Annotated in this window: 18 protein-coding genes, 1 tRNA gene and 1 pseudogene; 10 read left to right on the top strand and 10 right to left on the bottom strand. The window is 65.5% G+C overall.

Translation table 11 applies throughout. The features are described from left to right. The first annotated feature begins 133 nt into the window (after window positions 1–133). The gene (locus tag B5Y19_RS20360; RefSeq protein ID WP_055727911.1) at window positions 134–448 is read left to right on the top strand and encodes a hypothetical protein; all 315 of its coding nucleotides are present in this window, start codon (window positions 134–136) and stop codon (window positions 446–448) included. 3 nt (window positions 449–451) lie between these two features. Here B5Y19_RS20360 and B5Y19_RS20355 read toward each other — a convergent pair whose 3' ends face one another. Further along, on the bottom strand, window positions 452–1714 hold the full coding sequence (locus tag B5Y19_RS20355; RefSeq protein WP_055728017.1) for a hemolysin family protein: 1263 nt from the start codon (window positions 1712–1714) through the stop codon (window positions 452–454). A 125-nt stretch (window positions 1715–1839) separates the two neighbouring features. On the opposite strand from B5Y19_RS20355, the gene B5Y19_RS20350 reads away from it, so the two are divergent. Both B5Y19_RS20350 and B5Y19_RS20345 read left to right on the top strand, forming a co-directional pair. Next, on the top strand, window positions 1840–2487 hold the full coding sequence (locus B5Y19_RS20350; RefSeq protein WP_055727912.1) for a DUF938 domain-containing protein: 648 nt from the start codon (window positions 1840–1842) through the stop codon (window positions 2485–2487). Window positions 2488–2594: 107 nt separating this feature from the next. Continuing rightward, window positions 2595–3194 carry a DUF6778 family protein gene (locus B5Y19_RS20345; RefSeq protein WP_055727913.1) on the top strand — a complete coding sequence of 200 codons (600 nt, stop codon included), beginning with the start codon at window positions 2595–2597 and terminating at the stop codon, window positions 3192–3194. A 33-nt stretch (window positions 3195–3227) separates the two neighbouring features. On the opposite strand, the gene B5Y19_RS20340 is transcribed toward B5Y19_RS20345, so the two are convergent. From B5Y19_RS20340 to B5Y19_RS20325, 4 genes are all read right to left on the bottom strand, one after another. Then, window positions 3228–3314, bottom strand: a tRNA-Leu gene (locus tag B5Y19_RS20340). Window positions 3315–3384: 70 nt separating this feature from the next. Then, the gene (locus tag B5Y19_RS20335; RefSeq protein WP_244555661.1) at window positions 3385–4038 is read right to left on the bottom strand and encodes a DUF1190 domain-containing protein; all 654 of its coding nucleotides are present in this window, start codon (window positions 4036–4038) and stop codon (window positions 3385–3387) included. Window positions 4039–4069: 31 nt separating this feature from the next. Further along, on the bottom strand, window positions 4070–5635 hold the full coding sequence (locus tag B5Y19_RS20330) for an AMP-binding protein (RefSeq protein WP_055727915.1): 1566 nt from the start codon (window positions 5633–5635) through the stop codon (window positions 4070–4072). A gap of 252 nt (window positions 5636–5887) precedes the next feature. Next, window positions 5888–8707 carry a phosphoenolpyruvate carboxylase gene (locus tag B5Y19_RS20325; RefSeq protein WP_055728018.1) on the bottom strand — a complete coding sequence of 940 codons (2820 nt, stop codon included), beginning with the start codon at window positions 8705–8707 and terminating at the stop codon, window positions 5888–5890. A gap of 191 nt (window positions 8708–8898) precedes the next feature. Between B5Y19_RS20325 and B5Y19_RS20320 the strand changes: the two genes are divergently transcribed. Further along, window positions 8899–9510 (top strand): DUF2239 family protein, encoded by a 612-nt coding sequence (locus tag B5Y19_RS20320; protein WP_055727916.1) that lies wholly within the window; start codon window positions 8899–8901, stop codon window positions 9508–9510. Window positions 9511–9656: 146 nt separating this feature from the next. Beyond that, window positions 9657–10550, top strand: a complete 894-nt coding sequence (locus B5Y19_RS20315) for a DMT family transporter (RefSeq protein WP_055727917.1) — start codon at window positions 9657–9659, stop codon at window positions 10548–10550. Between the two features lie 152 nt (window positions 10551–10702). Here B5Y19_RS20315 and gpt read toward each other — a convergent pair whose 3' ends face one another. The 4 genes from gpt to B5Y19_RS20295 form a co-directional block, all read right to left on the bottom strand. Then, the gene (gene gpt, locus B5Y19_RS20310; RefSeq protein WP_055727918.1) at window positions 10703–11212 is read right to left on the bottom strand and encodes a xanthine phosphoribosyltransferase; all 510 of its coding nucleotides are present in this window, start codon (window positions 11210–11212) and stop codon (window positions 10703–10705) included. Between the two features lie 123 nt (window positions 11213–11335). Beyond that, window positions 11336–13126, bottom strand: coding sequence for a methyl-accepting chemotaxis protein (locus B5Y19_RS20305; RefSeq protein ID WP_055727919.1), 1791 nt, complete (start codon window positions 13124–13126; stop codon window positions 11336–11338). A 333-nt stretch (window positions 13127–13459) separates the two neighbouring features. Continuing rightward, complete coding sequence (locus tag B5Y19_RS20300) at window positions 13460–14218, bottom strand: competence/damage-inducible protein A (protein WP_055727920.1); 759 nt, start codon at window positions 14216–14218, stop codon at window positions 13460–13462. A 97-nt stretch (window positions 14219–14315) separates the two neighbouring features. Then, window positions 14316–15161, bottom strand: a complete 846-nt coding sequence (locus B5Y19_RS20295; protein ID WP_244555660.1) for an FkbM family methyltransferase — start codon at window positions 15159–15161, stop codon at window positions 14316–14318. A 129-nt stretch (window positions 15162–15290) separates the two neighbouring features. Between B5Y19_RS20295 and map the strand changes: the two genes are divergently transcribed. From map to B5Y19_RS20280, 4 genes and pseudogenes are all read left to right on the top strand, one after another. After that, window positions 15291–16115, top strand: coding sequence for a type I methionyl aminopeptidase (gene map, locus B5Y19_RS20290; protein WP_055727922.1), 825 nt, complete (start codon window positions 15291–15293; stop codon window positions 16113–16115). Next, window positions 16112–16588, top strand: a pseudogene (locus tag B5Y19_RS20285) (JAB domain-containing protein); the annotation flags it as partial. The gene map and the pseudogene B5Y19_RS20285, both read left to right, overlap by 4 nt. A gap of 93 nt (window positions 16589–16681) precedes the next feature. Further along, window positions 16682–16927 (top strand): hypothetical protein, encoded by a 246-nt coding sequence (locus tag B5Y19_RS26195; protein ID WP_176168673.1) that lies wholly within the window; start codon window positions 16682–16684, stop codon window positions 16925–16927. Then, window positions 16908–18200 carry an AAA family ATPase gene (locus tag B5Y19_RS20280; protein WP_176168672.1) on the top strand — a complete coding sequence of 431 codons (1293 nt, stop codon included), beginning with the start codon at window positions 16908–16910 and terminating at the stop codon, window positions 18198–18200. The genes B5Y19_RS26195 and B5Y19_RS20280 overlap by 20 nt, the downstream gene beginning before the upstream one ends. 102 nt (window positions 18201–18302) lie before the next feature. Here the strand turns inward: B5Y19_RS20280 and B5Y19_RS25860 are convergent, their stop codons facing one another. Next, entirely contained in the window at window positions 18303–19013 is a 711-nt protein-coding gene (locus B5Y19_RS25860) for a hypothetical protein (protein ID WP_139384489.1), read from the bottom strand. A 992-nt stretch (window positions 19014–20005) separates the two neighbouring features. Here B5Y19_RS25860 and B5Y19_RS20275 point away from each other — a divergent pair. Next, complete coding sequence (locus B5Y19_RS20275; protein ID WP_139384488.1) at window positions 20006–21082, top strand: hypothetical protein; 1077 nt, start codon at window positions 20006–20008, stop codon at window positions 21080–21082. The last annotated feature ends 119 nt before the right edge of the window (window positions 21083–21201 follow it).

The following is a 21201-nucleotide window of genomic DNA, read 5'->3' as shown; positions in this document are numbered from 1 at the left end:
CGGTAAAATTGCCCGATACAACAGATAGTTATCAAATCTTCATCGCATCTGGCCGAGCGCGCGGTGATCCAACTGACCTCGTCAACGCCGCATTCCATCCCTATCTGTGGGGCCGGAGAGGGATGGAAGAGAGATGATCCGCGTCAATCTTTACGAGCAGCTCAATGGCCGCACCCGCGCGATGCCACGCTGGGCCGCCTGGCTCGCCATGGCGGCGAGCTTCGTCGTCGGCATCGCCCTGTTCCTGGTCGCGGCGAGCCTGGCGCTCATCCTGATCCCGATCGTCGCCGTGGCCGGCGCGATCGCGATCTGGCGGCTCAAGGCCAAGATGAAGGCGGCGGGCTTCGACCAGGCCGACCCCTTCGCCCGCGGGCCGCAGCAGACCGGCCGCGTCGAGGTCATCGACGCGGAATACCGGATCATCGAGCCGGACGAGCCGCGCCGCTGAGGCTCAATCGATCCGCGACACCAGGATCTTGTCGATCCGGCGGCCGTCGAGGTCGACGACCTCGAAGCGCCAATGGCCCTTGTCGAAGGCCTCGCCGACATTGGGCAGATGGTTCATCTCGGCCAGCACGAAGCCGGCCACCGTCTGAAAGTCGGCGTCACGCGGGATCGGGATGCCGAGCTCGTGCGAGAACTCGTCCACCTGCATCCAGCCGGCGACGAGATAGGAGCCGTCGGCTCGCGTCACCAGCGCCGGCTCGTCCTCCTCCTCCTCCTGGAAGGCGCCGATGATCGCCTCGAGCACGTCGCCGGGCGTGATGATGCCCTCGAAATGGCCGTACTCGTCGAAGACCAGCGCCATATGTACGCGGCTGGAGCGGATTTCGCGCAGCACGTGCAGGGAGTCGGCGGTGTCCATCACCACCGGCGCGTCCTGGACATGCTGGCGCAGCTCGTCGACCTCGCCGGCGGCAAGGAAATCGATCAGGTCCTTCATCAGCACGACGCCGATGATCGAATCCGACTCGCCGTCCTGCACCGGCAGGCGGGAGCGACGGGTCTCCTTGAGCTGCGCGCGGATCTCCTCGGCGCTGTCCGACAGGTCGATCACCTCGACCTCGCGGCGCGGCGTCATCAGCGCGCGCGCGGAGCGGTCGGCGAGGCGCATCACGCCCGCGATCATCTCGCGCTCGTCGCGCTCCAGCACGCCGGCGGTCTCCGCCTCCGCGATGATGGTGCGCACCTCCTCCTCGGTGACCTTCTCTTCCGACTCGCCCTTCTGGCCAAGCAAAGCGAGCACCGCCTTGCCCGAGACGTCGAGCAGGAAGACGAGCGGCGCGCCGATCTTCGAGAGCAGCAGCATGGCGGGGGCGACGCGCGCGGCGACGCGCTCGGGATCGCGCAGGGCGATCTGCTTCGGCACGAGCTCGCCGAGGATCAGCGAGAGATAGGTGATGGCGACGACGACTAGGCCGACGCCGAGCGTGTCGGACGCCGATTGCGAAAAGCCCTGGGTGCCGAGCCATTCGGACAGGCGCGTGCCGAGCGTGGCGCCCGAGAAGGCGCCGGAGAGCACGCCGACGAGCGTGATGCCGATCTGGACGGTGGAAAGAAAGCGGCCGGGATCTTCGGCCAGGCGCATCGCGGTTGCCGCGCCCTTGTTGCCCTGGTCGCTGAGGACCTTGAGGCGAGCCGTCCGCGAAGAGACGACGGCGAGCTCCGACATGGCGAGGAGCCCATTGACGATCGTCAGCGCCAGGACGATCAGAATCTCGGTTAACAAAACCAGCCTGCTTGCTGCGGAACTGCTACATTCGGCAGCCGCTTCCAGGCCCCTTATAGCGGATCGTTGCCCCAACGCGATGGCCCCCAAGAAAGATTCATGAGCGCGCGATGACGACACCGAGCTTCTGGCAACCGACCCGACAGGAGGAAGCCGGTCGCGATTCGCGGCTCCAGGCACCTGCCGTCGGGCGCAACCGCGATGCGATCCTGGCGGTGCTGCGGCAGGTCCTGCCGCCATCCGGCCTGGTCCTGGAGGTCGCGAGCGGCTCGGGCGAGCATGCCATCCACTTCGCCGCCGCCCTGCCGGCGCTCACCTTCCAGCCCAGCGATCCCGCCGCGGACGCGCTGGCCAGCATCGCCGCCTGGGCGCGGGAATCGGGCCTCGGCAACGTCCTGCCGCCGCAGCAGCTCGACGCCGGCGCCCCGCAATGGCCGATCGAGACGGCCGACGCGATCCTCTGCATCAACATGATCCATATCGCGCCCTGGGCCGCGGCCGAGGGCCTGTTCCGCCAGGCCGGGCGCCTGCTCAAGACGGGCGCCCCGCTTTATCTCTACGGCCCCTATCGCCGTCCCGGCCGGCCGCTCGAACCGAGCAACGCCGCCTTCGACGAAAGCCTGCGCCGCCGCGATCCGGAATGGGGCCTGCGCGACCTGGAGGCCGTGGTGGCCCTCGCGGCCGCGAACGGCTTCGGCCCGCCGGAAGTGGTCGAGATGCCCGCGAACAATCTGAGCGTGATCTTTCGCGCGGGCTGAGCCTCCGCCAAAGGGCTTCGCCGGTGTCCTCCCCCGTCTCGTCCATTCGTCGGGCTGGCGAATCTGCCGAGCGCCGCATTACGCGTGGACCTGCTCCGGGGGGAAACATGATCAAACGCATTCTCTGTCTCGGCCTTCTGGCATTTGCCCTGGCCGGCTGCGTCACAGCACAGAATCCGCTTTCCTGGCAGGACGTCGAAACCTTCCGCCTCGCCAGCGTCCATGTCGGCATCGACTCCGCCGCGACCCTGTGGTGGGGCGACGGCGATCGCGCCTATGCGCGCTCCAAGGGCCGGTCGGAGGCCGACTCGGAAGAGCTCTCCAAGACGCCGGAAGCGCGCGCCTTCGTCGCCCAGCTAGCTTCCGCGAAGATCAGCGCCGCTCTCGAGCAACAGTTGAAGCCGGTCCTGACCGGTCCCCGCCCGGTCAAGGTCAACGTCCATCTGCGCCGGCTCTATCTCGCCTCGGCGATCCAGCGCGTGGTCGTGGGCGGGGCTCACGAGATGGTCGCCGACGTCACCGTGACCGACGCCAAGACCGGAGCCGTGCTGGTGAACTATCCGGAGTTCCGCGCGATCGCGCTGGCCGGCCAGGGAATTGGCGGCGCAATGCTCGATGCGGCCCTGATGGCCGACCCGATCGATCGCCTGACGCTGAATTTCGCGAGCAAGTATCGCGATTGGCTGGTGCCCCAGCCCGGTAGCTAGAACGGCCAGTAGGGAATCGTCCCGACGTAAGCCTGGTGCGGACGGCGGGACTCGAACCCGCAAGCCTTTGAAGGCGCAAGATTTTAAGTCTCGTGCGTCTACCAGTTTCGCCACGTCCGCAGGCGGCCACAGCGATAGCGGGCAGGCCCGGCGCGCGCAAGCCTCCGTCCAGGGCTGAGAGGCGTGGTCCTCAGCGCGGGCGCGCCGGCTTGTACCACTCGACCCCGTCGGGATCGACATAAAGCCCGGGCTTCACGTCCGAGCCGATGCTCTTCTCCTCCATCGGGACGCGCATCGTGTCGTCGCGGTCGCCGCGCTTGACATAGGTGCCGGAGGATTGGCCGGCATGGCGATTCGTACCGCGGCCGACGCTGCTGGCAAGGCCGATCACGCCCTGCCGGCCCGCGACCTTGTCCTGCAGCTCCGTCACCGGGCGCCCGACGAAGGCAACCTTGGCGCTGCCCTCGACCACCGGCAGGGCGCGTCTCGCCGCGCCCTCCCCGGTCACCCTGACGCCGACGAAGCGGGGCACATAGGTGGCGCCGCCCTTGCCGAAGGATTCCCAGCCGCCGGCGGAGATGATCTGCGCGCCGCAGCGCTTATGCGCGCGCTCGCAGGCTGCGCGGGAGGCATAGCGCGGCGCCCGCTGCTCGAATTCGGCGCGCGCATTGCGGTAGGCGAATTCGCACTGCTCCGCCGTCAGCAGCCCGCCCGCGATGCATTCGTCGCGCCGGACATAGGTATTCGCCGGCCCTTGGGCCGCCAGATCGCCCGGACTGGCGAGCGACAGGGCGGGCGCGAACGCAGCGACGCGCAGCGTGGCGAGGATCGATGCCGGAATCATCATTCGCTGCAACAACATCACAAATGTGGCCTTACAGCAGCGAGCGCCGCGACGCCGCCAGCTCCCGGGTCGCGCCATAGTCGATCTTGCCGTTGCCGAGCACCGGGATCGCCTGCGTCACCAGGATGGCGCGCGGCACCCAGAGCTCCGGGAAGCCCTGCTCCTTCGCCGCCTCCTGCAGCGTGGCGCGGTCCGCATCGGGCTTCTCGGTGACCAGGATGAGCTGCTCGCCCTTTCGCGGGTCCGGTAGGCCGACCACGACATGGTTCTGGTCCGGCCAGACCTTGGCGACCATGGTCTCGACCGCGGCGAGCGAGACCATCTCGCCGCCGAGCTTGGCGAAGCGCTTGGCCCGGCCGCGGATCGCGACGAAGCCGTCATCGAGCACGACGATGTCGCCGGTGTCGTGCCAGCCTCCCTCCGGCGGGATGACGCGTCCCGGCTCTTCCGGGTCGAGATAGCCGGCCATCACGTTCGGTCCGCGCACGGTGAGCCGCCCGCCCTCGGGGATGCCCTCGACGGGCTCCAGCTTCGCCTCGATGCCCGGCAGGAGCTTGCCGACCGTGCCTTCGCGCATGGCCTGGGGCGTGTTGACGGCGAGCACCGGCGAGCATTCGGTGCAGCCATAGCCTTCGAGGATGGTGGTGCCATAGGGCTCCCACATCCGCTTCGTCTCGGCCTTGACCCGCTCGGCCCCGGCGACGACGTAGCGCACGCTGCCGAGATCGTTGGCCTCCGCAGCGCGCGCGTATCCCTGCAGAAACGTGTCGGTCGCGAGCAGGAAGGTCGCCTTCATGTCGCCGATCAGCTTCGGCACCTGCTTGTAGTGCAGCGGGCTCGGATAGAGCACGACCTTCATGCCGTGCAGCAGGGGCACCATCATCCCGGCGGTCAGCCCGAAGGAATGGAAGGCCGGCAGCGGGTTCATGAAGATGTCGCGCTCGGAGATCGCTCCGCCGGCATGGGCGAAGACCTGCCGCGCATTCGAGACGATATTGGCATGGCTCAGCACCACGCCCTTCGGCTTGCCCTCCGTGCCGGAGGTGAACAGGATCACCGCCGCCTCGTCGGGCCCGGCCTCGTAGGAGCGGTGGACGAGCCCGGGAAAGAGGCTCTGCAGCGCGCCGAGCGCCTTGTCGAGGCTGGTGATCTGCTTGCGGACATCCTCGAGATAGACGACCCGCCGCCCCTCGCCCAGCGCCGCCACCTCCTCGTCGAGCTCGCCCTTCTCGACGAAACGGCGCGAGGTCACGATGGTCTTGAGCTGCGCCACCTCCGCCGCCGCCCGCAGGTTTCGGACGCCGGCGGTGAAGTTGAGCAGCGCCGGCACGCGGCCATAGGCGAAGAGCGAGAACAGCGTCACCGCCATGCCTTGCATGTTCGGCAGCAGCACGCCGACATGCTCCCCTCGGGACGTCAGCGACGCGAGCTTGCGGCCAAGCACGAGCGCCCCGAGCACGAGCCGGCCATAGGTGATTGGCTGGCGTTCCGGATCCTCCAGCGCGATCCGGCCCTTGCCGTGGCGGGCGATGGTCTGCAGCAGCGCGCGGAAGATCGTGATCCGCGCGCCGGCGGCGTCGAAGCTGCTGGCGGCCATGTCCGGTGCCCCTTCCGGTCGGCGTTTGCTCTCGCGGTCAACCTAGTGAGATCGGCGCGGCTTGCAATGTTGCTTCCGACGAGACACGCGATCCGCAATCGTCATGCTCGTCCTTGTGGCGAGCATCCACGTCTTCATCGCGACATTCGACGAACCAAGACGTGCGACGAACCAAGACGTGGATGGTCGGGACAAGCCCGACCATGACGCGCGATCACGCCCCCAGCGTTTCGTCCGGCCGAGGCTCCGAGTCTACCCGAACGCCCCGATCTCGTGCTGGATCGCGCCCGAGATTTCGCGGATCAGCGCGAACAGCGCCAGCATCGGCGCGAAGACGTCGCGGTGCAGGGCCTCGTAGGTGCCGCCCTCCCGCGGGCCCGGCGGCTCGCCGAAATCGAGACCGATCGTGGGGTCCGGATCGCGCGGGAAGATCTCGGCCAGGAGCACGAGGCAGGCCGGCACGTCGAGGCGCAGCAGCCGCTCGATCAGTGCCTCCCGCGTCAGCCCCGCATGCGGCCGGAAATCCGGGATATGGGCGCAGGCGAGCCAGATCCTGTGCATCGCCGCGAGCCGGAGCGCATGCAGTGCCGCGAGCCGCACCGGCATCTGCGGCGCATCCTCGGCCGCCACCTTGAGCTTCAACGCATCAGCCGAGAGCCGCCAGAACAGGCGGCGCAGCGCCGGCGCCAGCTCCAGCCGCGATAGCGCCTCCGCTACCGCCAGCAATTCCTCGCGCCGCCCTTCCCGCACCGTCCGGCGCGCCCGGTCGAACCAGCTGCCGGGATCGAGCGAGTCGAGATAGGCGCGCAGCACGTCGAGGTCGCTATGCGCCATGGCGTAGGCTGCGAGCCGATAGGCGCGGTCGAAGCGCTCGGAGCGCTCGCGCATGGCCCGGAACAGGTCCGGCGAGCGCGAGGCGGCATGGCCGACGCCGTGCATGCTGTTCGCCATCCAGCCGAGCTGCTGGAGAATGGCGTTGTTGGGGATGGCGCGCAGCTCGCGCGGATGGCGGATGCGCGTCGGCCCCGCCCCCTCCGACTGGCGCGCTGCCGGGCGCGAGCCGGTCTTGTCGAGCAGAGACGGGCCGAAGGTGCCGATCAGCGCCGCATAACCGGGGTCGTCGACCAGCGCGTTCATCTCCTCGCGCACGGTCTGGAAGAACTCGCTGGCGAAATCCGGCTCGTCATAGATCGGATCGTCCTCCGCCCGCGGCGGAGCGAACACAGCCTCGGCGATCCGCCCCACGGTCGCGCCTGCAAGCTGCGGGGTGCCGAACAGCAGATAGCCGTCGCTGCCCTGGAAGCTGGTCTCGCGCACGGTCCGGATGCCGGCTTTGGCGAAGGCCTGCCGCGCGAAGGCGGGATCGAGATAGGCCAGCCGATCCGACAGGCTGTCGGGATGGGCGCCACGCCCGACCGATTCGCCATGGGTGTCGAAGATGACGAGCTCGACATCCTCCAGCGCATAGCGCGCGAGCAATTCGGCAATACGGATGCGCAGCCGCTCGACCCAGAAGGTCGAGGCGACCTGCCCGATATAGCGGCCCGAATCGGAATAACCGAACTGGATGCACAACCGGCCGTGACGCTTGAGATAGTCGCGGAAATGCGGGCTGCGCAGCGCCTCGTCGATGATGCGCGGCCCCTGCTCCAGCGCGTCCGAGGTCTCGAACAGCGGCGAGATCTCGATCCGATCGGCGACGCCGAAGCGGCTGGCGAGCCAGAGCGCGCAGAGCAGCGTGTAGCCGGTCTCGGTTTCCGCGATCAGGAAGCGGACCGGCTTCGTGCCGTCGACATGCTTCACGATCTGCGCGATCGTCATCATCATCCGCGCCGCCGAGGCGCGCTCGGCCGCCAGCGCCCCGAAATCGACCGCGACCGGCTCGACCTTGCCCAGCTCCGTGTTGGCAGCGGCGAGGAAGGCGCGCCGCTGCGCCGGCTGGCCCGGCTCCTCCTCCAGCGGAATGACCGAACGCAGCGCATTGTGAAGCTGCGAGGCGTTGAGCCGGAAATGCGGCAGTGCGATCGAGACGCCATGGGCGAGGCAGCCGGCACGGATCTGGGCGAACGCGAGCCGCGCCGCGTCGTCCTCGGCAGCGGCAAGGGCGCCATCGAGTGCCGCGATCAGGCGGGAGGCTTCCGGCAGCGCGGCCTCGCGTTCATGCACCAGGGCGAGCGCGAAGGCCTGCAACGCCTGCAGCGAGGGCTGCGTGCCGATCGGCGGCGCCAGTGCGAGCTGGCGCTCGACCGCTGCGAGCGCAGCGCTCACCAGCCTGCGAACAGGCTCCGTCGCCGCGGCACCAGGCAGCTTTTCAAGGATGCGCGCGAACTGCCCGCTCTTCGATTCCAGCCGGTAGCGCAGCGTGTCCCACCAGCCGATATCGGTGCGCCCGTCCGTATCGCAACCGACCCAGGAGGCGAGCGTGACCGGCTTCGGCGCGAGTTCGGTCCAGCGCTCCGGCCAGCGTTCACGGGCGGCAGCGAAGAAGGCGGCGTTCAGCCGGTCCAGGGCATCGCGGGCATGGCGCACGGCATAGCGCGCCTGCTCGAACTCGTCCTGCAGCGTGATCCGGCCATCCGGGCGGAAGCTGAGATCGGCCTCCCCGACGACAGCTTCACCAGCGCTGCCGCCGGAAGCGAGATCGGCGAGCGCATGGCAGAGCCGGCGCGCCATGCCGAAGGTCGGGTGCGCCGTGAAGACGGCGGCGAAACGCGCCCGCTCCACCGCCTGCCGGAATGCGTCGAAGGACGCGGCTTCCCTGGCCGCTTCATCCGCCAGCGCGGCGAAGACCACAGCCTCATCCTTGTCGAGCCCGACATAGCGGGCCACGCGCCCGGCCCGTTCCCGGAGGGCCTGTCGGCCGAGCCGGCGCACCAGTTCGCCCGCCCCGTCCACGGTCAGTTCGCCGCGATCCATCAGCCGGGTCAGCCAGAGCGTCACCCGCAGCACCGGACTGCCGAAGGGATCATCGCGGGAATCGCTGCGCGCCTGCTCGATCCGGCCCAGCAGCTCGGTGGCGAGCGCCTCGATATCGGGATCAGCCTGGCTTTCGTTCGCGATTGTCACGGCCATGTTCGCCCCTCCCGTGGTGCGCCCGCCCGCGACGGCGAGGTTGCAGGCGCTGGCGAAATCTTGTTGCATTGCAGCATCGCATCATCGCAGCCGCAAGCACGAAGCGTCGCGCCGCGTCAGATAAATTTTACCCGGATCATATTGCCTCGATCAAATCGCCCGGGTAATAAGCCCGCGATCGAGGAGCACCGATGACCGACAGCCCGCCCAGGCCCTGCACCGCCTTCCATGACACCACCCGCATCGCCAGCGGCCCGCTGCCTGTCGTGGCACTCGCCGTGAAGGCCGCCCTCGCAGCCGAACCCACAGCCGCGATCCTCGTCTTCGACGACGCGACCGGAAAGGTCGTCGACCTCGACCTGCGCGGCGGCGACGCCGAGATCATCGCGCGGCTCGCCGCCAGCACAGGCGGAGCTGCTCCCGTGGCGGAAGCCGATGCGAGCCCTGCCCCTGACGCTCCGCGCGGCCGGGGCCGGCCGAAGCTCGGCGTGATCGCGCGCGAGGTAACGCTGCTGCCCCGGCATTGGGACTGGCTCGCCTTGCAGCCGGGCGGGGCCTCGCAGGCCCTGCGGCGCCTCGTCGACGAGGCGCGCCGGAACGATGGCGGGCGCAGCCAGGCCCGGGCCGGCCAGGCAGCCGCCTATGCCTTCCTCTCGGCCATGGCGGGCAATCGCGCGGGCTTCGAGGAGGCCACGCGCGCGCTCTTCGCCGGAGATCGGGAGCGCTTCGCCGAACATGCCCGAGGCTGGCCGTACGATATCCGCGCCTATGCCGAAAAGCTCCTGGCCGGCGCGAACGGTTGATCGCGTTCACCCTCGCCGCTCGCCTGCGGGCTGCGGCGGGGGCATCCCGGTACCGCTTCGAAGGCGGGTTCTCGTCGGCAAAAGGCGAGGGCATAGCGGCGCGCATACCGTTCCGCCCCAGCCCTGCCTTCGAAAGCCGCCGAGAGATGACCATCCGCACGCCATGGCTCGGCATCCTCTGCGGCTTGCTGACAGCGGTGATCTGGGGCGTCCAGGCCGTGGTCTCGCGCCACGCCATGCTGACCGGCCTGACGCCGGCCGACGTCACGATCCTGCGCTTCGTCACGGCCGCCGCCGTGCTGCTGCCCTGGGCGCTGCGCCATATGCGCCCCTTCCCGGTCGGTGCGCTCGGCTGGCGGCGCGCCTGGGTGATGGCGCTGCTGGTCGGCCCGCTCTACAGCCTGCTGCTGGTCGGCGGCACCTATTTCGCGCCGGCCCTGCACAACTCGATCATCTCGCCCGGCCTGATCCCGGTCTTCACCGCCCTGCTCGTCTACCTCGTCACCGGCGAGCGAGCCGGGCGGATGCGGCTGATCGGCCTCGGCATCATCGTCGCCGGCATCGCCATCTTCTCGCGCGACGCGCTGGCGATGGCATCCTCGCGGCCCGATGCCTGGATCGGCGACCTGCTCTTCGTGCTGGTGGCATTCCTGTGGTCGATCTTCGGGCTGCTCGCCCGGCGCTGGGGCGCGAGCTCGCTCGAGATCACGGCCACCTCATGCCTGCTCGCCGTGCCGCTGCTGGCCGTCATCGCGCTGGCGCTGCCCGTCAATATGACGCGGGTGCCCTTCGCCGAGCTGCTGCTGCAAGCGTTCTACCAGGGCGTTCTGGTCGGGGTGGTCGCGCTCTATCTCTACGCCCGCACCGTGGCGACGCTGGGCGCGGCCAGGACCACCCTGTTCCTGCCGCTGGTGCCGATCGTCACCGCAGCCGCCAGCGCCCTGCTGCTGGCGGAAAGCCCCTCGCCGACGGAGCTCGTCGGCATGGCTGTGGTGGTGATGGGGATGCTGGTCGCCTTCCGCTCGCCCTCCGTCGGCTGAGCGGCCAACGGCATCGGGTCGATGCGAGGTCGTCATTGCGAGGAGCGTAGCGACGAAGCAATCCAGGGGACGTGGAGCCCTGCCGCCGCTGGATTGCTTCGCTGCGCTCGCAACGGCGCTTCAGCCAGATCGAAACCGCTATGGCGCGCTGATCAGCCCTTGTGCCCCTTGGCGATCGGCTCGACATAGGCCAGGCCCATGTCCCAGGGGAAATAGATCCAGGTATCCTGGCTGACCTCGGTGACGAAGGTGTCGACCGTCGGCACGCCGGCGGGCTTGGCGTAGACCGTGGCGAAATGCGCGTTCGGCAGCATCTCGCGCACGACGCGCGCCGTCTTGCCGGTATCGGTCAGGTCGTCGACGACGAGCACGCCCTTGCCCTTGCCGTCGCCGATCGCCTTGATATTCGGCGCGATATCCTTGAGCACCTTGAGCTCGGACTGGTTCTTGTAGTCGTGATAGCTCGCGACGCAGACCGTCTCGATCATCCGCAGGCCGAGCTCGCGGCAGATGATCGCCGCCGGCACGAGGCCGCCGCGCGTGATGCAGACCATCGCCTCGAAGGGCCCCTTCTCGGCGAGGCGCCACGCCAGCGCGCGGGCGTCGCGGTGGAACTGGTCCCAGGAAACCGGGAAGGCCTTGTTCGAGGACGGTTCGGCCATGGCGTTGCGCTCCGGGCTACTCGCGGCGCGGAAAGCGCCGGTTTCCAGTCGGAAAACCCTATCGGCGCGCGCCTGACAAGAGGCACGCGCCGAACATCCCCAGCCGAGGCCACTGATTCCGCGTCAGAACTCCGCCCAGCCATCCGCCCCGCCGGCCCCCGCGGCGCGCCGGCCGCGCGGTGCAGGCGCGGTCGCGACCGCGGCGGAGCGGACGAGCTGCGGCGTGGACCGTGCCCTCTCGCCACTGAGCCGGAAGGCCAAGACCATCGCGCTCAGCGCCTCGGTCTCCTGCCGGAGGTCGCGGGCCACCTTCGCGCTCTGCTCCGCCAGCAGCGAGTTCTGCTGGGTCATCTCGTCCATATGGGCGACGGTCCGCGCCATCTCGTCGATGCCGTTCGCCTGCTCCGCGGTCGCGTCCGAGATCTCGCTGACCGTCGAAGCCACTTTCGACGCGGCGTCGACGATCTCGCGCAACGTCGTACCGGCATCCTTGACCAGGCCGACGCCAGCTTGAATCTGTTGCGCAGAATTCGCGATCAACGACTTGACGCCATTGGCGGATTCGCTGCAGCGCGCCGCCAGCGCACGCACCTCCGTCGCGACCACCGCGAAGCCGCGCCCTGCATCGCCGGCCCGCGCCGCCTCGACCGCGGCGTTGAGCGCAAGCAGATTGGTCTGGAAGGCGATCTCGTCGATCATCGAGATGATCTCCGAAATGCCGGAGGAAGCCTTCTCGATCCGCCCCATCGCCTCGACCGCCTCGGTGACGATCGCTCCGCCGCGGGCAGCGACCTCGCTCGCCTCGTTGCCGAGATGCACGGCCGTCTTCGAATTGCCGGCGCTGTGCTTGACCGAAGCCGCGAGTTCCTCGGTGGTCGCCGCCGTCTGCTGCAGGCTCGCCGCATTGGCTTCGGTGCGCTCGGCCAGCTGCTGGCTGTCCGAGGTGATCTTGCGCGAGGCGCCGTCGATCCGCGTCGAGATCTCCCCGACCGCGCCGACGACCTCCGCCAGCGTGTCGAGCAGGTCGTTGACGCCGGTGCAGAGCGTCGCAACCTCGCCGCTCTTACCGTCGAGCGGAACCCGGCCCGTCAGATCCTTGCGCTTCGCCTGGGCGATGACCTCGCTGGTTTCCCTGACCGCCGCCTCGAGCTGCTTGCCCTTGAAGGTCGCGGTGATGTCGGTCGCGAACTTCACCACCTTGTAGGGCCGGCCCTGCGCATCGAGGATCGGATTGTAGCTCGCCTGGATCCAGATTTCCCTGCCGCCCTTGCCGATGCGGCGATACTGGCCGGCATCGTATTCGCCGCGGCCGAGACGCTCCCAGAAGGCGCGGTAATCCGCCGTCTCGCGCTCCGCCGGATCGACGAACATCCGGTGGTGCTGGCCGGCGATCTCCGGCAGCGAATAGCCCAGGACGGTCAGGAAATTCTCATTCGCATGCAGGATCTTGCCGGTGAGACCGAACTCGATCACGGCCTGCGCCTTGTCGATCGCGGCGCGCTGCCCCTCGAGATCGGCCAGGCGGTTCTTCTGCTCGGTGACGTCGAAGGCGTATTTGACGACGCGGACCGGCTTGCCGCCGGCGCCCATGACCGGGTTGTAGCTCGCCTGGATCCAGACCTCCTTGCCGCCCTTGCCGATGCGGAGGTACTGCCCGCGCGAGAACTCGCCGCGGCCGAGATCGGCCCAGAACCGCTGATAGGCGGCACTGCCCTTCTCCTCGGCTGTGACGAACAGGCTGTGATGCTGGCCCTTCACCTCCGCCAGCGAATAACCCATCAGCGTGAGAAAATTCTCGTTGGCGTCCAGAACACTGCCGTCGAGATCAAATTCGATGACCGCCTGCGATCGGTTGATCGCGTCCAGCTGTCCCTTCGCATCCCCGTTCGAGAATAGGCCGGAAAAGAGCGACATCCATATCCCCCTTTGGGCGCGGCCCGCGCCTCAGGCTTTGTCTCGGGCCAGCGCCGTCATGAAAGCCGTCATCGATGCCCGCCGCGCGCAAGCACGGCGAGAGCGGCCGGATTTCTTTCCGACCACTGGAGAATCGTCGCATCAACTCATTTATGAATGATGTATGTGTAGTTGATCACATCAGAATGCATCAAAACAAGAAACATCCATCAACATAAATACTATAAATAAAGAACGATCATACATGGAGCACGACCATACCGTATCGCTTTGAGGCAAAAGACAAGATTCTAATCGCACTATGATCGCATAAGTTGCACCCCGCGATCTGCCTCAGTTACGTCGTTGCCTTTCGGACTCGATCATAGTTTTCACCGCGTTCATGGCCGCCTGGAGTTTCCCTGCGTCGCGCGAGCGAACGACGATATGGGTGTCGGGACCGGTCTCCGACCAGAACGGATAGGAGCCGATCGACACCTCCGGATGCGCCTGGGCGATCACGGCCAGCGGGCCACCGATATCGCCCTCGCGCAGCCCCGCTTGCACCGTGTCCGACAGCAGTTTCGTCCCCGTCCGCAGCGTCGGCGCGACGACGTCGAGCATCGCCTGCATGATCGCCGGCACGCCAGCCATCACAAAGACGTTACCGATGTTGAATCCCGGCGCCTTCGAGATCGCGTTGGCGATCAGCTCGGCCCCCGCGGGGATGCGCGCCATCCGCATCCGCGCCTCGTTCAGCTCCTCGGGCGAGAAGCGCTCGGACAGCATCGCGACCGCCCGCGGGTCGTAATCGATCGGAACGCCGAAGGCGGCAGCCACCGCATCGGCGGTGATGTCGTCATGGGTCGGCCCGATGCCCCCGGTGGTGAAGACGTAGCCGTAGCGGGCTCGCAGCGCGTTGAGCGCCGCGACGATCTCGTCGGTGACGTCCGGAACGACCCGGACCTCGCGCAGCTCGATGCCGATATTGGTGAGATATTCGGCGATGTAGCCGATGTTCTTGTCCTTCGTCCGCCCCGACAGGATCTCGTCGCCGATCACGAGGATCGCGGCCGTGACGATGGCGGGGGAACGGTTCTCTTCGGTGGTCATGGCGGCGCTCCCGGCTTGGAGCGCAAGAGCTACGGCCTCCGCCGGCCACGCTCAAGCGGCAGCGCCGGTGCGCCGGGCATGCGCCACAGGCGCCCCGTCAGGCGCGCTTGCGCTCGAACAGCAGGTTGAGACGCGTCTGGCCGACGAGTTTATAGCCGTTGCGCGTCAGCAGCCCGGCCAGGTCGCTCTGCCAGCGCTGGCGCGAATCCTCGATGATGATGAAGCCGGGCCAGAGCGAAGGCGGCGCGTCGCGCAGGAACGGCTCGAGGATGATGTCCTCCGCCCCCTCGACGTCGAGCTTGATCGCATCGATGCGCTCGTAGCCCTCGCCCTGCACCAGCGACAGCAGCGTCATCGCCGGCACCTTGATGGCCTTGGCGTTGCTCGAATTGAGGATGCGGACGCTCGACTCGCCGCGATTGACCGTGTCGATGAACAGCGTCAGCTCGCCGGGCTTGTCGGCCAGCGCGCAAGCCACCGCCTTGACCGTGCCGAACGGGTTCTGGGCGATGTTGAAGGCGAGACGCGCGAAAATCTCCGGCTGCGGCTCGACGGCGAGGATGCGCGCGCCGCGCCCGGCCTGCGCCGCGACGAACAGCGAATAGGCGCCGATATTCGCGCCGATATCGATGAAGGTGAAGCCGTCGCGCAGCCGCGAGGCAAGCATCTCCCGCTCGATCGGATCGAAATATTGCGGCGTGAACAGCACGCGCTTCTCGCAGACGTTCCCGTCCGGGTAGAGCCGCATCTTCGCGCCGAGCGCATCGATGTCGACCGGCGTTCCTTCGAGGGAGCGCAGGCCGATCCGGCGCAGCGCATAGGCGCTCTTCCGCCCCAGGAAATTGTCGGGGGCGGCTCGCGTCCGGGAGATGATGCGTGCCAGAAAAGGCTTCGGCGCGAAGGCGCCGTAGGGCTGCTCTTCCGCCGCGGGTGGATCGATCATGGCCATTGCGCCAGCCTGATACACCGTGCGGTGACGCAATGCCAGCCATTCACGAACACCCGGCCTTGCTTCCGGCTTGCCTCGGCCAGCAAACGCAATAGATATGGGGCAAGGAGTTTCCCGCGCGCGATGACATTCGAAGACACCGTCGGCCGGTCGCGTTCGCGCGAACCCGCCATCAAGATTCACGGCCCCGAGGCCTTCGCGGCCATGCACAAGGCCGGCCGGCTCACGGCCGCCGGCCTCGACATGCTCGGCTCCTACGTCAAGCCCGGCGTCACCACCCAGCGCCTCGACGACCTCGCCTTCCAGTTCGCCATGGACAACGGCGCCTATCCGGCGACGCTGTTCTACCGCGGCTACACCAAGTCGATCTGCACCTCGATCAACCACGTCGTCTGTCACGGCATCCCCGACGACAAGCCGCTGCGCGAGGGCGATGTCCTCAACATCGACTACACGCTGATCGTCGATGGCTGGCACGGCGATTCCAGCCGCATGTACGGCGTCGGCGACATCTCGCGGAAGGCCGAGCGGCTGATCGAGATCACCTATGAGAGCCTGCTGCGCGGCATCAAGGCCGTGCGCGCCGGCGCCACCACCGGCGACATCGGCTTCGCCATCCAGCGCTATGCCGAGAGCGAACGCTGCTCGGTGGTCCGCGACTTTTGCGGCCACGGCATCGGCCAGCTCTTCCACGACGCCCCCAACATCCTGCACTATGGCAGCCCGGGCGAAGGCATCCCGCTGAAGCCCGGAATGGTCTTCACCATCGAGCCGATGATCAACCTCGGCAAACCGGGGGTGAAGGTGCTCTCGGACGGCTGGACCGCGGTGACGCGAGACCGTTCGCTCTCCGCCCAGTTCGAGCATCAGATCGGCGTCACCGAGACGGGCTGCGAGATCTTCACGCTCTCGCCCGGCGGCCTCGACAATCCGCTCGCCGCAAAATGAGCATCGGCGTCGGCAAGGGGGCAGGCAAGGGATCGCGCAAGACGCCGCCCTCGCCCGCCGCCTTCGCCGAAGCCGCCGACGCGAAAGTCGCGACGCCGCATTATCTCGGCCACCGCGACCGCCTGCGCGCCCGCTTCCAGGAAGCTGGCGCCGATGCCCTGCCCGATTATGAGCTGCTCGAGCTCCTGCTCTTCCGCTCGATCCCGCAGCGGGACGTCAAGCCGCTTGCCAAGGAGCTGATCCAGCGCTTCGGCTCCTTCGCCGAGGTGCTGGCCGCACCGGTTTCCCGCCTCACCGAGGTGAAGGGCGTCGGCGAAGGCGTGGCGCTCGACCTCAAGATCGTCGAGGCGGCGCTGAAGCGCATGGCCAGGGGCGCGGTCGGCAAGCGCCCGGTGCTCTCGTCATGGTCCTCGGTGCTCGACTATTGCCGCATGGCGATGGCCTTTGCCGAGCGCGAGCAGTTCCGCATTCTGTGACAAGCTATTGATTTAGCTAGCTGACGTCCCCTGCCCTGCGCCGGACGTCCTTCATCAATCCATCAATGGAGTCTGCAGATTACGGACTTCGTGCCGCTGCCCGATCCGGGTGGCAGCACGGCGCGCACGGTCGCGCGTTTTTCAGTGAACTTTCCCAACATGAAGCTCTCGGGCTTCCGCCTTCGGCTTCGTCCCAACGGCACATTCATCGCCGCGCCGCCTGCGGCCTATGGCCAGCGGGTCGCGAACTTCTCGCCGGACCTCTTCGCCAAGATCAATAACGCCGCTGAAGCGGCTTACCGGAGGCTTTACGCCCTTGACCGAAACTGCGCCTGACTTCGACGACGACGACCGCAACTCTGACACGCCTTATCGCCCCGGCCCGCTGATCGTGTGCCCCGAGGACGGTGACCCGGCTCTGGCCCCCTTCCTTGATGTCCTACGCGCAGCGAACACTGCTCGGGCCGAAGCTGCAGACCTAAGTGCGAAGGCCGCACGGGATCGGCGCCACACCAAGACCAACTGGATGTTCCCGCCGTCCAACGACAATCGCAGGGGCGGCTCGGTGTATCCCGGCATTGTCAGCAGCGCGGACTTCGTCGACGGCTTCGTGCCTCCCGACTATCACCTCGACGGCATTGCCCAGGCGGGATTTCTGTACGCCCTGACCGCCGGCACAGGCACAGGCAAGACTGCCGTCCTGCTGGCCCTGACTGCGGCAACAGCACTCGGCGCGCCGCTTTGCGGCCGAGACGTTCGTAAAGGCCGAGTCGTCTATTTCGCTGGTGAGAATCCCGACGACGTTCGGATGCGTTGGCTTGCGATGGCGCATCGACTCAGCTTCGACCCTGCCGAGATGGATGTCCACTTTATCGCTGGTACGTTCAGCATCCCCGCCGCTACGGCTCGCATCGGCTTGGACGTCGAGCGCCTCGGCGGCGCGGATATGATCGTCGTCGATACAAGCGCAGCCTACTTCCAAGGCGAGGACGAGAACGCAAACACCTCCCTCGGTAAGCATGCACGCGATTTGCGTGCCCTGACGGAGCTACCCGGCAAACCGGCCGTGTTTGTCGCGTGCCATCCGACCAAAAGCCCGGATCCGGCAAACCTACAGCCGCGCGGCGGTGGTGCGTTCATTGCCGAGATCGACGGCAACCTAGTGCTGTCAAAGGAAAACGGCATGGCCAAGCTTCACTGGCAGGTGAAGCACCGTGGCGCGGACTTTGCCCCGCTGTTCTTCGCTCTAGAGAGCGTCACCGCCCCTCCCCTGGTCGACAGCAAGGGACGCTCAGTACCGACGGTCATGGCGATCGGCATGGCGGATTGGAAACCCGCCGAGGGAAAGATAGCGAAGGCAGAGGCTTGGGAAGCGGCTCTTACTATCCTGAGGCAACAAGGGCCGATGCTTGAAAGCGATTGGTGCGACGCCTACCGCGCCGAGCATCTCGGCGAGCGCGCCGATAGTGTTGAACGCCGGTTTCGACGCTATCGTGCCAAGCTTGTTGGCGTAGGAAAAGTTGGTCTGGACGGTGCGCTCTTTAAGGTCTTGGATACGGACGCGGATGCGTCCGGACATGTCCAAGATAATGTCCAAACCCAAACATAGCGGTACGCAAACCTCCCGACGGACAGTCTGGACACCGGACACGGACACTCCCCCTCTAGGGAGTGTCCGGGTGTCCGAATGTCCGGGGATGCGTGTCCGACATCAGCCGCTAGGAGGCAACACGTACGGCTTTACAATATCACTTAGAAGATTGATGCCAACGCCAACCAGTACAACTAAAATAATAAAATTGAATAAATTTCGCTTAAAGCGGATCCTTCGACCACTCTTTCCTATATTAAACGACATAGAAGGCAAAGTTAAATCAGTGACAACATTTGCAATTGCAATGACAAGAAATATCTTAAATGCTCCGACCAAATAAGGATTTTTTATTACGTAATCAGCAAAATTAAACGCCATTGCCAGAGACACAACAAAAATCGTAATCAGACCAAGGAATGCGTTAAACGACAAGCTCGTCTGCTTAAGCTTAAAAAACCAATGATACCAAGTTTCATTAGCTGAAAGAATATTCACGATATTTTCCTCAAGATCCTTCGCCTGAGATCGAGGAAGTGTAATACTAATATATACTGGCCTTGAAGATGACCACCCAAGCGCCAAGCTGCATGCATTATTACCGTTCATCGCAAAAAAGCTAACTTCATCGAGGCAAGCCGCCTCGACATAGCTATCATTTATGTCAGCAACTGAGTTGCTACTTATATTTCTATTGTTGGTGAATTCCATCTTTAATTTAGGCGGCGCACCAATGGCAGCTTCAATAACACTGCCAAGCCGCTCAACTGTTTGAGCGCTAACAGCGTATGCACCGGACAGGCGCCTATTAATCTCGTAAACATCGGCCATGCCGGGATTCGAACAATTTATGGATTAGGGTCAATGCCGCAGCGTTCGCCATGCACAGAGAAAGCACTGCGATCCTAAATAGCTCCGCCCCCACCGGGGAGGGGGAGCCTTTCGCGCTCCCTCACCCGCCACCGCAACGGCGGTGTAGTCAAGCGCATGCGCTAACACAGGAAAAGCTAAGAGGACTCACGCGCGCAAGCGCGCGTGAGGAAAGCGGCATGGACTTCAGGTTTTGGGAAAGAGGCGAACGATATTGGAAGGAATCACGATCTTTTCCGCTTTAGCCAGGTCCACTAGCAGATTTTCGATCGCCATTCGTAGATTTACATCATCACCCCTCTGTCCTGTAAGGCAGAAAAATGCACTAATAAGCAACACACTACACTGTTCATAATTAGAGCTTTTTCGAATTAAACTGTGATTAAGTTTCATTTTGGCCCCGTTTTTTATGGATTTCATCTAAGTCAGGCCGGCAATTACACAACACAAAACCATGCCGCAAATACCCATGCCGTAGCGTCATCCAAATGAATGAGGGGGCACGCCGCGAAGTCGGCGCGATGTGAAATCGGCGGACCTGTGCTGCTCTCATGCGCAACTAAATCCGAATCTTTGAATATTTTGGCTGTGGCAGTTCAATCTCTGAGCGGCAGATTAATCAAGAAATTCAAAGCATTGCGCTACGCCTTGCAAATTATCCCCTTGAGGTACACATCATACCAGATATCGTAGATAGCTGGTGCAGCAAACACCATTCCTTGACGCCTCCACGTAACCGGCGCTAGATTCCTATCGAGAAACGGCACGTGCCCCCCTCTGATGTGGCACCAAACCCTAGTTTAGATGACGCGGGGCCGTGCACGGCTCTTCTGCCCCGCAGGCTTCAACCATCCAAAATCAAGTAATCGCCGCCAGCGGCCCGCTCTAGGCCGGGGAACGGCGTTCAAAACCAAGGCCGCGCAAGACGGCTTTCTTTCCATGGGGACTACTGAATGATTTCGTCCGTTATTTCTTCAATGCCGTTCAAAGCTCCGGCCGATCCGAATGACGCGGCAGGCAGGCGAGCGGTCCTTGAGATCCTTCGCGCGGCTGACAATGACAACACCGCGCCACCTCGCCTCGATGCGGACGACGATCGTGCGACGCTTTTGAAGCCAGAGTTTGCGGCGCGTCTCATGTGGAAGCGCCTTCGTGAACTGGCCGAGTCTACCGGAGCGGGCTCAAATTGGTACGGAGCCGCCCATGCCTTTGACGATTCCGCGCCGTCCGCGCCGGAGGCGTCGGTGGAGAACCTATGGCCCGTCGAAACCCTCTTGCGCGCCGCCCACGACGGCGTGGACTACCGGCTACAAGACGGGCGCGTTGTCCCGTATGGGGGATGCAGCGGAGCACTCGAATATTCCGAGGCCACCGGGCGGGCGATCCAAGTTGGCAGGCTCGTCCTCGCAGATGATTTACGAACGGAAGCCGCGAACGACGACGAAGCAACTTCTTCGGAAACAGAAGAAGACGCCGATCGTGTCGAGATCGTCGGCGGCATCCGACGCCCGGCAAGCGACGGCGAGGCTGAAAAGAAGGACAGGGACGAAGGCGACGAGCCCGAGCCGCTTGGTATCGACGAGGCCATAGCAACCTTGGCCGGAGAGCCGATCCGCCGCGGCAACGTGTCGTCTGATTCCAGCTACAACGCCCGGATCGCCCGGGCCGGCTCGATCACCGGAATCCGACACCGGACGCGGGCAGGCAAGGTTATCACGCTTACACGTCCCCGTAACATGGACGGCGCGTATCGAGACCGCTGCACCGAACCGCCGCCGCCGATCCAGCGTGCGAACACTGAAGATGCAATCGACGCAAGGCAACGGCTCGCCAGACTAGAAGCTGTGTTGCCGCCCCAGACCGTCGCCATTTTGGACTTCTCAATAGACGCGACGTCATTCGAAGCAATCGGCGAGTTCATCGGAAAATCCGGCGAGTACGCACGCAAAGCCGGACGCCGAGCGCTAATCAAGGCGTGCGCAGAATTGGACGCCGCAATGAATCAGAATAAATTTTATTACGCAGCGTAGTGTCCGTTTTTGGGGAGTTCTGCACATACATCATAGGAAGGTAATTTTCCTTCCGTGTAGGCCCCTTCGACTACAGCGCCCCGGCCGTTCGCCGGGGCGCTTTCTTTTTGGCCCTTTAA

Origin of the sequence: Allobosea thiooxidans (assembly GCF_900168195.1) — a bacterium.
GTDB classification, from domain to species: Bacteria; Pseudomonadota; Alphaproteobacteria; order Rhizobiales; family Beijerinckiaceae; genus Allobosea; species Allobosea thiooxidans.
The sequence above is the reverse complement of the archived record's forward strand: the minus strand, read 5'-3'. Positions and strand labels throughout refer to the sequence as shown.

Bases quoted from the DNA above. Each gene is read 5' to 3' on its own strand.
- B5Y19_RS20360 (WP_055727911.1), top strand. From the start codon at position 134: ATGATCCGCGTCAATCTTTACGAGCAGCTCAATGGCCGCACCCGCGCG.
- B5Y19_RS20350 (WP_055727912.1), top strand. From the start codon at position 1,840: ATGACGACACCGAGCTTCTGGCAACCGACCCGACAGGAGGAAGCCGGT.
- B5Y19_RS20345 (WP_055727913.1), top strand. From the start codon at position 2,595: ATGATCAAACGCATTCTCTGTCTCGGCCTTCTGGCATTTGCCCTGGCC.
- B5Y19_RS20335 (WP_244555661.1), bottom strand. From the start codon at position 4,038: ATGATTCCGGCATCGATCCTCGCCACGCTGCGCGTCGCTGCGTTCGCG.
- B5Y19_RS20330 (WP_055727915.1), bottom strand. From the start codon at position 5,635: ATGGCCGCCAGCAGCTTCGACGCCGCCGGCGCGCGGATCACGATCTTC.
- B5Y19_RS20325 (WP_055728018.1), bottom strand. From the start codon at position 8,707: ATGGCCGTGACAATCGCGAACGAAAGCCAGGCTGATCCCGATATCGAG.
- B5Y19_RS20320 (WP_055727916.1), top strand. From the start codon at position 8,899: ATGACCGACAGCCCGCCCAGGCCCTGCACCGCCTTCCATGACACCACC.
- B5Y19_RS20315 (WP_055727917.1), top strand. From the start codon at position 9,657: ATGACCATCCGCACGCCATGGCTCGGCATCCTCTGCGGCTTGCTGACA.
- gpt (WP_055727918.1), bottom strand. From the start codon at position 11,212: ATGGCCGAACCGTCCTCGAACAAGGCCTTCCCGGTTTCCTGGGACCAG.
- B5Y19_RS20305 (WP_055727919.1), bottom strand. From the start codon at position 13,126: ATGTCGCTCTTTTCCGGCCTATTCTCGAACGGGGATGCGAAGGGACAG.
- B5Y19_RS20300 (WP_055727920.1), bottom strand. From the start codon at position 14,218: ATGACCACCGAAGAGAACCGTTCCCCCGCCATCGTCACGGCCGCGATC.
- B5Y19_RS20295 (WP_244555660.1), bottom strand. From the start codon at position 15,161: ATGATCGATCCACCCGCGGCGGAAGAGCAGCCCTACGGCGCCTTCGCG.
- map (WP_055727922.1), top strand. From the start codon at position 15,291: ATGACATTCGAAGACACCGTCGGCCGGTCGCGTTCGCGCGAACCCGCC.
- B5Y19_RS25860 (WP_139384489.1), bottom strand. From the start codon at position 19,013: ATGGCCGATGTTTACGAGATTAATAGGCGCCTGTCCGGTGCATACGCT.
- B5Y19_RS20275 (WP_139384488.1), top strand. From the start codon at position 20,006: ATGATTTCGTCCGTTATTTCTTCAATGCCGTTCAAAGCTCCGGCCGAT.